Raw genomic sequence first — 13,075 nt, forward strand, 5'->3', positions numbered from 1 at the left:
ATGGCAGCAGTGGTAACATGGCTTCCATGATACCCTCCTCAAACGATTTCTGGTTTCTACCGCTGGGCGGCTGTGGTGAAATCGGCATGAACCTCAATCTTTATGGCCATGCCGGTCAATGGCTGATGGTCGACTGCGGCGTGACCTTCGAGAAGCAGTCTGGTGGCCTCAACCGGGTTGAAATGCCCGACCCCCTGTTCATCAGCAATCGCACTGAGCGTCTTGCCGGTCTGATTGCCACCCACGCTCACGAAGACCATATAGGCGCCATCGCCCACCTTTGGGGTCAGTTTCGCTGTCCTGTCTACACCACGCCGTTCACGCGCCAGGTATTGCTGAGAAAGCTTCGCGAGAAAGGAATAGAGGCGCCTGTGTACACGGTGCTGCCAGGCGAGGAGATATCGATAGGTCCGTTTCAGGTGCGCTGGATCTCCATAACTCATTCAACGCCTGAAACCTGCGCCTTGCTGATCAGCACCGAGGCTGGACAGGTGCTCCATACTGCCGACTGGAAACTGGATGCTGCTCCTGTTGTGGGGCCGGCTCTGGAGCGCAGCGATTTTACTAAACTGGCTCACCGGGGTGTGGATGCCATTGTGTGCGACTCAACCAACGCCCCGCAGAAGGGGCATTCGCTTTCGGAAGCAGAGTTGTTCGAGGACCTGCTGGCAACTGTCAGGGATGCTCCCGGCCGGGTAGTAGTGGCGTGTTTTGCAAGTAATATTGCGCGGTTGCAGACCATGGGCAACGTAGCGCACGTTGCCGGTCGTTACCTTGGCTTGATGGGGCGCTCTCTGCACAACATGGTTTCCTGTGCCCGTTCTGCGGGTTATCTGGATACCTATTTCAATCCGGTTGATGTGCGGGACCTGGCATATCTGCCAGCCAGCGATGTCCTGGTGCTGGCCACGGGCAGTCAGGGCGAGCCGAGGGCCGCATTGCACCGGCTGGCCGCAGGCGATCATCCGGATCTTGAGCTGTCACCTGGAGATACTGTCATCTTCAGTGCCAAAACGATTCCGGGCAACGAGGGTGATGTCGAGGGTCTGATTCGTGCGTTGACTGACAAACAGATTCGCGTTGTCCATGCTGATCACTCAGATCGTGCCTTGCACGCTTCGGGTCACCCCTATGCTGATGAGCTTAAACAGATGTATCAATGGGTGCTGCCACGCATCGCCATTCCCGTTCATGGTGAACGGTGGCATATGAAATGCAATGCTGATATCGCACAGGCATCAGGCGTCCCATTTTCATTACTGGGGCAGAACGGCGACCTTTTCGATGTTGTCAATGGCCGTGTGGAAAGAGGATTTGCGCCAGTAGGCCGGCTCTGGCTGGATGAACGGCGCGCACAACTAAACAAGGTGGAGAGACCATGCTGACCAGCGTGTTGATAGGTGGATTTGTGGGATTGCTGTTCGGCGGCCCGGCAGGTTTTGTGTTTGGTGCTGTCATCGCGCTGCTGGTGCGTGCCTGGCTGCTACAAAGTGCCGGGCCCAAACTGATTCAGGTACAGTCTGCGTACCTTGACTCCATGTTTGCGGTAATGGGCGCGCTGTGCAAAGCAGACGGTGTTGTTACGCAGAACGAGGTCAAAGCTGCAGAGACCATGTTTGGTCAGCTGCGCATGAATGCCGACCAGCGCCAGTCAGCGATTAAGGCGTTCAATCGCGGCAAACAGAGCGAGTTCGACCTGGATGGCGAGCTGCGCCAGTTCCGTCAGATTAGCAGGGGACACCCAGCATTGCTGCGCATGTTTCTGCAGGTGCAGATCAGTGCCGTCGCTGCAGATGGCCAGGTACATCCGGCAGAGCATCAAATGTTGCTGCGTATTGCTCGCGGGCTGGGCCTGCCCGAGTCTCAGGTTGCTCAACTGGAGTCCATGCTGCGTATGGGGCAGGCTGGCAGTGGCGGTGTATCGACGCGCCAGAAACTGGCAGATGCCTACCAGGTTCTTGGTGTGCCCGAATCGGCCAGTGACGCCGAAGTGAAACGTGCCTATCGCAAGCTCATGAATGAGAATCATCCTGACAAGCTGGCCAGCCAGGGCCTGCCCGACAATATGCGCGAAATGGCTGAGCGCAAAGCACGCGATATTACCAATGCCTATGACATTATTCGTGATGCCCGAAAAGAGCAGTAAACCAGGTGTTTGATGTCACTCGATGAATTGACAAGCGGTAAATAAAATCGCAGTCTTAAATAGAGAATAACAACAATGATGGACGAACGATAAAAAATGGCGCTGGAAAATAAATCAGAGAATTCAGGTGCTAACAACGCGGCTACTGAAAGTCCGTCGTCAGACAGGGAAGCAAATGAGTCAATGTTGGACAGTTTTAAACTGTCGCCCGGGGACATGATTCAGATACAGACACTCGGGGTGGGTAAGCCGGAGCGTTATCAAGCTAAAGTCATAGGTATTCATGCGCCACTGAGTGTTATGGCTGCAACCCCAAAAAGTAACGGCAAACTGCTTTTTTTCAGGGAAGGCCAGCAGGTTCTGGTTCGCTGCTTTATCGGGCGTGATGCTGTGGCTTACAGAAGCCAGATCCTGAAATCCAATCTGTCACCGTTCGCATACCTGCATCTGGCGTATCCGGAATCCGTTCAGTCAATGCGCATAAGGGAGTCGGCCCGAGTCGCTGTTGACATAGTGGCGACTATCGAGACTAATGCGGGTAAACATTCGGCTCGTATCGTCGATCTGAGTAGTGGAGGGGCCAGACTGATTTGCCGTCAGGATGCCATGGTGCTGGAGGATGAAATCAAAATTGCCTTTCGCATCAATCCTTCTGGCATGGATGTTCTTATGAAGATCAAAGCAAGAGTCAAAGCGATCAATGCGGGCGAGGATGACACAGCCTATGGGGTGCAGTTTGTTGACCTCAGACAAAAAGAAAAACTGTACCTGACGAACATGGTGTACCAGAATCTATTAAAAGACAATTTGTAACCCGTAGGATATCTGTTATGAAACCTGCTTACGCAATTGCTAAATACGTATTTTTGCTACTGTGTGTTGCCGCAGCAGCCCAGGCTCAGAATCCTGCCGATGCCCGGGCAGAAATGGATTACTACCTGCCGGGAGGTGTCAGCTACGATCCGGACATACCGACGCCGGAGCAGGTGCTGGGCATGGTGCCAGGCGAGTGGCACGTGCGTCATGATCAGGTCGTTCGATATATGGACGCTGTCGCACAGGCTTCTGACCGGGTTACGATCGAACGAACCGGGCGCAGCTACGAAAACCGTGAGCTGCTGTTGCTGACAATTACCTCGCCCGAGAATCATGCCAATATCGAGTCGATACGTCGCAACCACCTGGCACTCACTCAGGCTGACAGTGACAACGATATCAGCGATATGCCGGTTGTTTTGTACCAGGGTTACAGCGTGCATGGTAACGAACCCAGCGGAGTCAATGCAGCGCTGCTTTATGTGTACCATCTGGCGGCAGCTCAGGGTACGGAAATCGAGCGTCAGCTGAACGAAGCCGTGATTCTGGTAGACCCTGCATTCAACCCGGATGGCATGGACCGGTTTGCCAACTGGGTCAACAGCCGTCGCGGCATACAACTCAGCACCGATCCCGAGAATCTTGAACAGAATGAGCCATGGCCAGGTGGGCGTACCAACCATTACTGGTTCGACCTCAATCGCGACTGGTTGCCACTGCAGCATCCAGAAAGTATCGCCAGACTGCAGAGTTATTATCGCTGGCGCCCGAACGTGTTGACTGATCACCATGAGATGGGGTCGGACGCAACATTCTTCTTTCAGCCTGGTATCCCCTCGCGAACTCATCCGATCACGCCGCAGCGCAATCAGGAGCTGACCGGCCAGATTGCGGAGTTTCATGCCGATATTCTGGAAGCCGACAAGCGGCTGTTCTACACTCGTGAAAGTTTTGATGACTTCTATTACGGTAAAGGTTCCACTTATCCGGATGTGACCGGCGGTGTTGGCATTCTGTTTGAGCAGGCGAGTTCTCGCGGACATGCCCGGGAGACAGAGAACGGTATCCTGCGCTTTCCGTTCACTATCCAGAACCAGTTTCTGGCCTCACTGTCGACCCTCGAAGGCGCGGTCAGCCTGCGCGAAGAGCTGCTGAGCTATCAGCGGGCTTTCTACGAAGAATCGCGCGAACTGGCGGCAGATGCTGAGGTACGTGCCTATGTATTCGGTGATGCCCGTGACCGTGCTTCTGCCTATCGAATGGCCGAGATACTGCGTCGGCATCAGATAGATGTATACACGCTGGCCAGTGATGTAGAGGCCGGAGACCAGACGTTCGAGGCAGGCGGCGCATACGTTGTGCCACTGGCGCAGGATCAGTTCCGGCTGATCGAGTCGGTATTTGAGTATCGCACTGAATTCCCAGACAACCTTTTCTACGACATCTCCACCTGGACATTTCCGTCTGCATTCAACACCCCTGTTGCGACACTGTCAGGTCGACAGTTCGGCGAACAGCTGTTGGGTGCGGCCGTCGAAGTGGAGTCGCCACCGCGCGGAATGCTGGAAAGCGCCGCCGATGCCTATCTGTACGCGTTCGAGTGGGACGAATTCTATGCGCCACGGGCCGCGTTCCGACTGCTCGACGCCGGCGTTCGGGCAAGAGTTGCCAGCGAGCCTTTCACAGCACAAACGCAGAACGGTCAGCGACGCTTTGACTATGGCACCATTCTGGTCGCTGCTGGACCTCAGGACGTGGATGGTGCCGCAATTCGTGACTTGATGCAGACGATTGCCGAGCAGGATGGCATTGACGTCTCGGTGCTTAACGGTGGCCTGAGTGTAGATGGTGTCGATCTTGGCAGCCGCACCCACATGGCTCTGCGCAAGCCCGAGGTTGCGATTGCTGTCGGCGACGGTGTGCGCTCATCCGAGGCAGGCGAAGCCTGGCATGTGTTTGACCAGAAGCATCAGATTCCGGTCTCACTGCTGACTCTGCCAACCATTCGCGATGCAGATCTTGATCGCTACAATGTGCTGGTCCTGCCAAGCGGCAATTACAACTCCCTGCCAACGGATAAAATCAAGGAGTGGGTGTCTGCGGGTGGAACCCTGATCGTTTACAAAACCGCATTGAGCTGGGCCGCGCGCGAGGAAATCGCCAACATAACGCTGCTGGAGCCGGAAGATGAGGACGCCGGTCGTCGACCGTACGCATCGCAAGAGCAGGTCAGCGGTGAGCAATTGATCAGTGGCAGCATATTCAATGCGGAACTGGATCTGACCCATCCGCTTGGTTACGGCTACAATCATTCCGGCATCAAGCTGTTCCGTGACAACGCCCAGTTCATGGCGGTGGCTGACAATCCCTATGCAACACCGCTGGTCTACACAGATGATCCTCTGTCCAGCGGTTATATCTCCGAGCAGAATCTTGAGAAGATTGCGGGAACCGCAGCCGTTGTAGTCAGTCGACACGGCAGTGGTCGCGTCATTGCGATGACCGACAATCCTAACTTCCGTGCCTTCTGGTACGGCACAACCCGGCTGTTCATGAATGCTGTGTTCTTTGGACACACCATCAACGCGGCCACCACCGAATAGGAAGATCAACGCTCGCGCGATGGCTGTCATAAAGCTGTCGCGCGACGCTAATAGATTGACAGGTCTCTGCTTATTGCCTTGAGATCAGGAGACTTGTCATGAGCACCCCCATTCGATTCAATCGCCGCCATTTTCTCTGGGCCACAACTGCCACGCTGGGTGTGCTGGCGCTGCGTGGATTCCCGGTAAGCGCAGCGGCGGCAGCACATTTTACGCATGGTGTTGCCAGTGGCGATCCACTGCAGGATCGCGTCATTCTGTGGACGCGCGTGCTGCCCGGCAGCGGCGAAGCAGAGCGCCTGTCTGTGCAGTGGCAGGTGGCAACAGACGAGGCATTCGCCAACATTGTCTCCGAAGGTGAGGTGCAAACTGATGCCACTCGGGATTACACAGTCAAGGTCGATGCCGATGGTCTGTCAGCGGGTCAGTCCTACTACTATCGATTTACCGCAGGTGGGGTGTTCAGCCCGGTCGGCCGCACGCGCACCCTGGCAGCCACTGGCGTTGAGCGGATAAGTCTGGCGGTGCTGTCCTGCTCCAACTATCCGCAGGGCTACTTCAATGTCTATCGCGAGGTAGCAAATCGCCAGTATGACGCCGTGCTGCATCTGGGCGACTACATTTACGAATATGCCGAGGGCGGTTACGCCAACCCCGAAATGCTGGAGAAGGGACGCAATGTTCAACCTGAACACGAGATCGTCAGTCTTGAGGATTACCGCACACGTTACGGCCTGTATCGTATGGATGAGGATCTGCAGGCAGTGCATCTGGCGCACCCATTCATCTGCGTATGGGATGACCATGAGATAACCAATAATACCTGGCACAGTGGTGCCGAAAATCACAACGATGGCGAAGGTCCGTTCGCGGACAGACGGCGAGCGGCTATACAGGCATTTTATGAATGGATGCCGATCCGCGAGCAAGGCTCACTTGAACGGGGCATCATCTACCGAAGTTTCGACTTTGGTGATCTGGCCTCACTGATCATGCTTGACACCCGCCTGGTCGGGCGTGATGAGCAGTTGACCCATGAGATGTCGATTGATGTACTGCGCAGCCAGCTGAGCGATGACAGCCGCACGATTATGGGAATTGAGCAGGAGCAGTGGCTGGAGAATGAGCTGAGGCGTTCCGCTGAGGCTGGAATTCCCTGGCAGGTGCTGGGGCAGCAGCTGCTGATGGGCAAATTATTCGTGCCTCAGTTTGCTGACAGTGAGCTGCCGCTGGATAGTCGCGATGCGCTGATCAGCGGTCGCTACGGCATGCTGCGGGCCCGCAGCCAGATGGGGCTGCCGTTCAATCTGGATGCCTGGGACGGCTACCCGGCCAATCGCGAACGTGTTTTCCAGGCGATAGAAGAACATGCCAACAATGTTGTCGTACTGGCAGGCGATACGCATAGCTCATGGGCCTTTGACCTGCATAACGACACTGGCACACCTGTGGCTGTAGAGCTGGGCACCCCCAGTGTCAGCTCGCCAGGGTTTGAGAATTTCCTGCCTTTGCCGGATGCGCAGGTTGAGCAGGCAACTCTGGCCGCATCGCCAGAATTGAAGTACATGAAAGCAAATGGTCGAGGCTGGCTTGAGGTGGGTATTACTCCAGAACAGGCAACAGCCAGCTGGCATTTCGTTACGACAGTGACAGAGCGTGAATATAGCGTGCAGCCGGGTGCAGTACTGACGACTGCCGTCGGATCTCACCAGCTCACGCGGGTGTAGCAGGCTTTCGGTAAGCGCAGGCCTGGCACTGGCGTTCGTAGGCCAGCCGCAGCGCTGCCTTTTCGCCGGTCAGCATGTCGGGCACAGTGCCGGTCAGGCGCAGCAGACGCTGCTCCAGCTCAAACTGGGACTCCAGCTCGCCCCCGTGCAGGATGTGCTGCAGTTGCCGGCCTTCCAGGTGCTGCAGCGCCCAGCCTACCAGCAGGCTTCGGTGGCAGATGGCCGGATCCTTGCAGGCGCAGGTCATGGCGATACGAAAGCCCTTGTTGACACCGTCGGACAGGCGTTGGACACCCTGCCGGAACAGCTCAGACTGCATCAGGCGGTCGAATTGAACCTGACCGGTGCCATCGTAGTGCGCCGGGTCCGTTGAGCGTGGTCCCAGCTCCGGCCCCAGATGCACATAACGAATCCCTGCGGCGCGCAGATGTTCGCGCAGCGCATCCTGGTGATAGTCAAAAAACGCTTTGCTGAAGGGAACCGAGCGAATGTCGGCGACGACATTGATTCCGTAGCGATGCAGCTGGGCAATGTACTGCTCAATGGGTTTGGTGGCGTATCCGATGGTGAACATGGTTCAGGAACAGCAAGGCTGCTCCCAACCAGTAAATTGCTGGCTGGGAGCAGCAGGCTCTAAAGCGCAGCTCTGCTGGGCCGAGGTCCAAGCAGCAGAAACAGAATCAATCCAATGAGTGGCACGAACAACAGCAGCAGTATCCACAGCAGCTTCGCCAGGCCCGATGCTGAACTCTGGGCTACCTTGATGATTGCCCATATGATGATACACAACCAGATCAAACCGAGCAGACCACCGACTTCAATTGCCATGTCCTGTCTCCTTTATAGTGACGAGTCGTCTTTGTGTCGCGTTCGAGTGGTGGGTGCTGACCCACGGGGATAAGCTACCAGCTCAAGTACCCGATTGTCATGACTAATTCGTCTCACCGCATTGCGGTGGTCCTGGTCTCGCCAAGCGACGTATTAATGGTGCATTATAGGGATTCCGAAAAGTCGGGTCCGCATCAGGATAAGTAACTGATTGTGAATGGCATAAGTTCACATGCCGGGTCCTGAAACAAGAATTCACGATTAACCCTGTTGTAATCAAACCAAAGAAAGGTGAATGAATATGTCACGTACATTGGTAAAAAAGGCGCTGGTCATCGGTCTGTTGACCGGTATGTTCAGCTCGGCTCAGGCCCAGAACCTGGAGCCATTCGAGGGTGTCCAGCCATCTGTGCTGCACGATTTTCGCGTTGTCCCTTACGCTGAGGGCGTCATCAGCCCCTGGTCAATGAACTGGTTGCCCAATGGCGACATGCTGGTCACCGAGAAGTACGGCGACCTGCGGATTGTCCGCAATGGCGAGGTACTGGAGGGATCAGTGCCTGGTGTGCCGGAAGTATTCTCGCGCGGGCAGGGCGGCCTCTTTGATGTGTTGCCGCACCCGGATTTTGCCAACAACCAGTTACTCTATCTCAGTTTCTCCAAGCCCCAGGGTGAAGGCGCGTCCGCCACGGCGATTGTGCGTGGCCGTTTCGTCAACGACGAACTGGTGGACGTTGAAGAGATTTTTGTTGCCGATCACCAGGGTGCGAGTCACTACGGTGGCCGTCTGGCTTTTGATGCTGACGGCTATCTGTACCTGACTCTGGGTGATCGCCAGGCCCCGCCAAGTGGCGACCTGGAGAGCCATCCAGCGCAGGTAACCACCAATCATCAGGGCGTGATTGTGCGTCTGAACGATGATGGTTCAACGCCGACCGACAACCCCTTCTCGGGAATGTCCGGTTACGCACCTGAGATCTACAGTTATGGCCATCGCAGCCCACAGGGGCTTGCGTTCCATCCGGTTACCGGCGTCATGTATATGACTGAGCACGGCCCCCAGGGTGGCGACGAGTTGAATGTCATTCAGCCTGGACAGAACTACGGCTGGCCAGTGGTTGGCCACGGCGTTAACTACGGTCCGGGTACACCCATCCACGAGACGCTGAGTCAGGAAGGCATGGTTGACCCGATTCACTACTGGGTACCTTCCATCGCCACCTCGGGCCTGATGATCTACAACGGCAGCCAGTTCCCACGCTGGAACGGCAGTGTTTTCTCTGGCGCGCTGCGCGGCGAGCAGGTTGCCCGCATTACGCTGTCTCCGGATGGCAGTGCCGCGGTGACGGAAGAAACCCTGGTGCCAGGTATCGGGCGCGTGCGTGACATCCGTCAGGGCCCGGATGGTTATATCTATCTGGCTATTGAAGACCGCTCACGTCAGCCAACTGCCATTGTGAGGCTCGAACCAGCGAACTGATTTGCTGAAGGCCAGGCGAATAAACAAATAACCCCCGATCCGGTGCCGGATCGGGGGTTATTTGTTTAACCAGACCTCAATATTGATCTGTCTTCCCATCCTGTGGCTGTGATTATGTGGAATAAAAACCCTGCGTGACTCGTTACGGTTTCAGTATCAGCACGACATGGATCATCATCAAATGGAGAGAGACACTATGAAGTACAAGACTTTACTGGTATTGAGTTTAGCGTCACTACTGGGCGCAACGGCCGCTGCGGCGCAACCGAGCTACAATTACCTGGGTCTGGAATACACCCAGGGTGAGTTGCTCGGCGAAGATTTCACAGGTTATGGCGTTGAGGCCAGTATCGGTCTGGGGCAGTCGCTGTTCCTGAAGGGCACGGCATCAACCTCAGAAAACGATGAGGACTATTTCTTCCAGCAGTGGACCGGCAAGCCAGAGCTGATGAACTACAGCGCCGGCCTGGGTGTGCACGCGCCCCTCAGTGAGCAGGCAGATGTGGTCGTCGGTGCCAAGTATATTCGCAGTGAGCTGGATATCGGTGGCAGTACTGTTGAAGCCGATGGTTTTGGTATAGATGCCGGCATTCGTGCCATGCTGACCGACAATGTTGAGCTGGAGGGTATGGTGAATTATATCGATGGTGACGATTTCGAGCAGGAAATTGGCTATCGCGCCGATGCACGATTCTATCTGACGTCTGCATTCTCGCTTTCTATCGGCTATTTTGACGGTGATGAGGGCGACGCAGCCGAAGGCGTGATCGCTGGTCTGCGCCTGAACTTCTGATTCGCCTCTTGTAATGACTCCGCCTCAGGGCCAGCCGCATACCGCCGGCCCTGATGGTGGCGAGTTCCTGGCAGCCGCAGGGACGCGGCGGGGCTTGTCGCCGAGCGCAAAGGGCTATACCCTCAACGGATTACGTCAACGTATCATCCGCTGCAGGAAAATGCCCTGTTATGAAATTTCCTCTGTTACTTTTGAGCCTCTCAATTCTGGTTGCCTGTTCCGAGCAGCCGTCTTCGCCTGATTCAATATCTGTAAACGACACACCCGCTCCCGACCAGCAGGCGCCAGTCGATGGTGCGGCGGCATGGCCACATGGTTACATGGCCGCCGTCGCCAATCCATACGCCACCGATGCTGCTGCACTTATGCTGGAGCAAGGCGGGCATGCTGTTGATGCTGCGATTGCTGCCCATGCAGTGCTTGGTCTGGTTGAGCCAGAGAGCTCGGGACTGGGTGGTGGTGGCTTTATGGTTGTTTACGAACAGGAAAGTCAGCAGGTGCGATTCCTGGATGGCCGTGAGACCGCGCCTGCTGCCGCGACGGCAAACATGTTTACAGAAGCCGGTGAGCCACTCGGATATCTTGATGCCTGGCAAAGCGGTCGCTCAGTTGGCGTGCCTGGCACCATTGCGCTCTACAAACTGGCCCACGACACTTATGGCAAATTGCCATGGGCAACTCTGTTTGAACCAGCCATCGAGCTTGCCTCCCAGGGTTTTGTGGTTTCGGAAAAAATGGCCGGTTACCTGCCACAAATGGCACAGATCACCAACCTGGATGAAAACCCCGGGGCCGCCGAGTATTTTTATCCCAATGGTGAGCCTTTACAGGCTGGCATGGTGATACCCAATCCGGAGTATGCGTTGACATTGCAACGTGTAGCTGATGAAGGACCAGCAGCTTTCTACTCAGGTGAGATTGCCGAGGCGATGGTGGCTGCAGCTCAGGCTGCGCCACTGGGTGGTACAATGACCATGGATGACATCGCGGCCTACCGCGCAGTTGAGCGACCTGCCATCTGCGGGCCCTGGCGCGATCTGAATATCTGCTCTGCCACGCCACCCTCATCGGGCGCCATGCAGATCATGGTAGCTAATCTGTATGACCATCTGCTCCCCGACAATGCCACGCAACAGGATCGTGTCCGCGCGTTTGTTGATGCCCAGCGTCTGGCCTATGCGGACAGGGATCATTATTTCGGCGATCCCGATCGCATTGATGTGCCGCTGGACCTGTTGCTCGATCCGGAATATCTCGAACATCGTGGCCTCAGCCCGGCTGAGCCAGGTGCGACTCCTATGCATGGTGACCCGTCAGCAGTGCTGAACACGGATGTGGTGGCCGAGTGGGCACCTGACCGGACGCTGGAAGCGGCCGGCACCACACATTTTTCCATTGTGGACAGCGAAGGTAATGCAGTCTCCGCCACGATGACTGTTGAGTCACCGTTCGGCTCCAGTCGCTGGGCAGCTGGTTTCCTGCTGAACAACGAAATGACGGACTTTTCCAGAGACTACCGACCAGATGAACCTGAACAGGCGAACATGATTCGTCCTGGCGCGCGGCCCCGTTCTTCCATGTCACCCACGGTAATTCTCGATGCAGATCAGCAGTTGTACATGGTGACGGGATCGCCGGGCGGTAATTCAATTCCTGCGTACACGGCTAAAACAGTCTTGGGAATTGTTGACTGGGGCATGAGTGTGCAGGAGGCCATCGACTTCCCGAACATTATTGCCCGCGGCGAGACTGTGCGCGTGGAAATTGGTGTTGAACCGGGCCAGCAGCTTGCCGACCAGTTGCGTGCTGCTGGCTACAATGTGCAGGAAAGTGAGGGAGAGAACTCTGGTCTGCATGTCATTCTGGTGACCGATGATGGTCTGGTCGGTGCGGCCGATCCACGACGTGAGGGCACCGTGGCGGCGGGTCAACCGGAGTGATGATAACTGCGCTCCCAACGCTGGCATAATTCGCGCAGCCAGATTTGTCTGCGCGATATTACGGGCCAGGTGTAATACTAAAGCCTGGCGAATTGCCTGAACAAGTCAGCGCTGCTGCGTTGCCAGCACGTTAAAGCTTATACTGATCCGGTCACGATCACTCCTGTTCTCCTCCACGCCATGTTCCAGCCAGCCCGGAAATATGTATAGCCGCCCTTCCTCCGGTTTCATCTGGATTTCTTCGGCAGTGAATTCTGAAAGCTGGGTGACTGGATAGGTCATCATCCGTGATGCAACTCTTGGGTCGCGAAAATAAATGCTGCCGCACTCCGGTGCTTTCAGGCTGACGTAGTAGACGCCACTGAAATGGCAGTTGGCATGGTAGTGGATCTTATTTGAGGCACCTGGCGGACTGACGTTGACCCAGGCCTGATGCAGGTAGCTCAGCTTAGGCATAAAATGAATCGATTCACCAATTCGCTGGCATGCCTGCAGGATGCGTTGGTTAATTGGATTAAACTCTGGCAGCGTCTGCAGGTTGTTGGGGCTCTGCCAGCCTTTGACGTTGGTGTTTTGCACGCCCGCCGGATTCTTTTCCTGCATCTGATGTATCAATTTCATCAACTCGGCGTTGAGTGTTGCATGGTCATCGAAGCGAGTGCTCCAAACCATGCTTGGAAACAGTGGCTGCGGAATTATCTGCAAGATTTTTTCCTTATTTTTGTGTGTGATACGTGGTCTT

Annotated in this window: 11 protein-coding genes; 8 read left to right on the forward strand and 3 right to left on the reverse strand. The window is 55.7% G+C overall.

Going from position 1 to position 13,075, the window contains the following annotated elements:
* Positions 1 to 17: 17 nt before the first annotated feature.
* The 5 genes from QGM61_RS08250 (at position 18) to QGM61_RS08270 (ending at position 7,292) form a co-directional block, all read left to right on the forward strand.
* On the forward strand, positions 18 to 1,385 hold the full coding sequence (locus tag QGM61_RS08250) for a ribonuclease J (RefSeq protein ID WP_317622168.1): 1,368 nt from the start codon (positions 18 to 20) through the stop codon (positions 1,383 to 1,385).
* Entirely contained in the window at positions 1,379 to 2,146 is a 768-nt protein-coding gene (gene djlA, locus QGM61_RS08255; protein ID WP_281132652.1) for a co-chaperone DjlA, read from the forward strand. The genes QGM61_RS08250 and djlA overlap by 7 nt, the downstream gene beginning before the upstream one ends.
* 96 nt (positions 2,147 to 2,242) lie before the next feature.
* Positions 2,243 to 2,959, forward strand: a complete 717-nt coding sequence (locus QGM61_RS08260; RefSeq protein ID WP_281132653.1) for a flagellar brake protein — start codon at positions 2,243 to 2,245, stop codon at positions 2,957 to 2,959.
* Positions 2,960 to 2,976: 17 nt separating this feature from the next.
* Complete coding sequence (locus QGM61_RS08265) at positions 2,977 to 5,565, forward strand: M14 metallopeptidase family protein (protein ID WP_281132654.1); 2,589 nt, start codon at positions 2,977 to 2,979, stop codon at positions 5,563 to 5,565.
* 98 nt (positions 5,566 to 5,663) lie between these two features.
* Positions 5,664 to 7,292 (forward strand): alkaline phosphatase D family protein, encoded by a 1,629-nt coding sequence (locus QGM61_RS08270; RefSeq protein ID WP_281132655.1) that lies wholly within the window; start codon positions 5,664 to 5,666, stop codon positions 7,290 to 7,292.
* Here QGM61_RS08270 and QGM61_RS08275 read toward each other — a convergent pair.
* A complete protein-coding gene (locus tag QGM61_RS08275; protein ID WP_281132656.1) occupies positions 7,279 to 7,866 on the reverse strand; it encodes a DUF488 family protein in 588 nt (195 codons plus the stop codon). The genes QGM61_RS08270 and QGM61_RS08275 overlap by 14 nt on opposite strands.
* 59 nt (positions 7,867 to 7,925) lie before the next feature.
* Positions 7,926 to 8,120 (reverse strand): PLDc N-terminal domain-containing protein, encoded by a 195-nt coding sequence (locus QGM61_RS08280; protein WP_281132657.1) that lies wholly within the window; start codon positions 8,118 to 8,120, stop codon positions 7,926 to 7,928.
* Positions 8,121 to 8,421: 301 nt separating this feature from the next.
* Here QGM61_RS08280 and QGM61_RS08285 point away from each other — a divergent pair, with 301 nt between their 5' ends.
* From QGM61_RS08285 to ggt, 3 genes are all read left to right on the forward strand, one after another.
* Positions 8,422 to 9,600 carry a PQQ-dependent sugar dehydrogenase gene (locus tag QGM61_RS08285; RefSeq protein ID WP_281132658.1) on the forward strand — a complete coding sequence of 393 codons (1,179 nt, stop codon included), beginning with the start codon at positions 8,422 to 8,424 and terminating at the stop codon, positions 9,598 to 9,600.
* Between the two features lie 196 nt (positions 9,601 to 9,796).
* Positions 9,797 to 10,393 carry an outer membrane beta-barrel protein gene (locus tag QGM61_RS08290; protein ID WP_281132659.1) on the forward strand — a complete coding sequence of 199 codons (597 nt, stop codon included), beginning with the start codon at positions 9,797 to 9,799 and terminating at the stop codon, positions 10,391 to 10,393.
* A 170-nt stretch (positions 10,394 to 10,563) separates the two neighbouring features.
* Positions 10,564 to 12,333 (forward strand): gamma-glutamyltransferase, encoded by a 1,770-nt coding sequence (gene ggt / locus QGM61_RS08295; RefSeq protein ID WP_281132660.1) that lies wholly within the window; start codon positions 10,564 to 10,566, stop codon positions 12,331 to 12,333.
* A gap of 105 nt (positions 12,334 to 12,438) precedes the next feature.
* On the opposite strand, the gene QGM61_RS08300 is transcribed toward ggt, so the two are convergent.
* Positions 12,439 to 13,038 (reverse strand): 2OG-Fe(II) oxygenase family protein, encoded by a 600-nt coding sequence (locus QGM61_RS08300; RefSeq protein ID WP_281132661.1) that lies wholly within the window; start codon positions 13,036 to 13,038, stop codon positions 12,439 to 12,441.
* Positions 13,039 to 13,075 lie beyond the last annotated feature (37 nt).

Origin of the sequence: Pseudohongiella sp. SYSU M77423 (assembly GCF_029911965.1) — a bacterium.
Lineage (GTDB): Bacteria > Pseudomonadota > Gammaproteobacteria > Pseudomonadales > Pseudohongiellaceae > Pseudohongiella.

Excerpts from the sequence above, each read along its gene's own strand:
- QGM61_RS08250 (WP_317622168.1), top strand. The coding sequence starts at position 18 with ATGGCTTCCATGATACCCTCCTCAAACGATTTCTGGTTTCTACCGCTG.
- djlA (WP_281132652.1), top strand. The coding sequence starts at position 1,379 with ATGCTGACCAGCGTGTTGATAGGTGGATTTGTGGGATTGCTGTTCGGC.
- QGM61_RS08260 (WP_281132653.1), top strand. The coding sequence starts at position 2,243 with ATGGCGCTGGAAAATAAATCAGAGAATTCAGGTGCTAACAACGCGGCT.
- QGM61_RS08265 (WP_281132654.1), top strand. The coding sequence starts at position 2,977 with ATGAAACCTGCTTACGCAATTGCTAAATACGTATTTTTGCTACTGTGT.
- QGM61_RS08270 (WP_281132655.1), top strand. The coding sequence starts at position 5,664 with ATGAGCACCCCCATTCGATTCAATCGCCGCCATTTTCTCTGGGCCACA.
- QGM61_RS08275 (WP_281132656.1), bottom strand. The coding sequence starts at position 7,866 with ATGTTCACCATCGGATACGCCACCAAACCCATTGAGCAGTACATTGCC.
- QGM61_RS08280 (WP_281132657.1), bottom strand. The coding sequence starts at position 8,120 with ATGGCAATTGAAGTCGGTGGTCTGCTCGGTTTGATCTGGTTGTGTATC.
- QGM61_RS08285 (WP_281132658.1), top strand. The coding sequence starts at position 8,422 with ATGTCACGTACATTGGTAAAAAAGGCGCTGGTCATCGGTCTGTTGACC.
- QGM61_RS08290 (WP_281132659.1), top strand. The coding sequence starts at position 9,797 with ATGAAGTACAAGACTTTACTGGTATTGAGTTTAGCGTCACTACTGGGC.
- ggt (WP_281132660.1), top strand. The coding sequence starts at position 10,564 with ATGAAATTTCCTCTGTTACTTTTGAGCCTCTCAATTCTGGTTGCCTGT.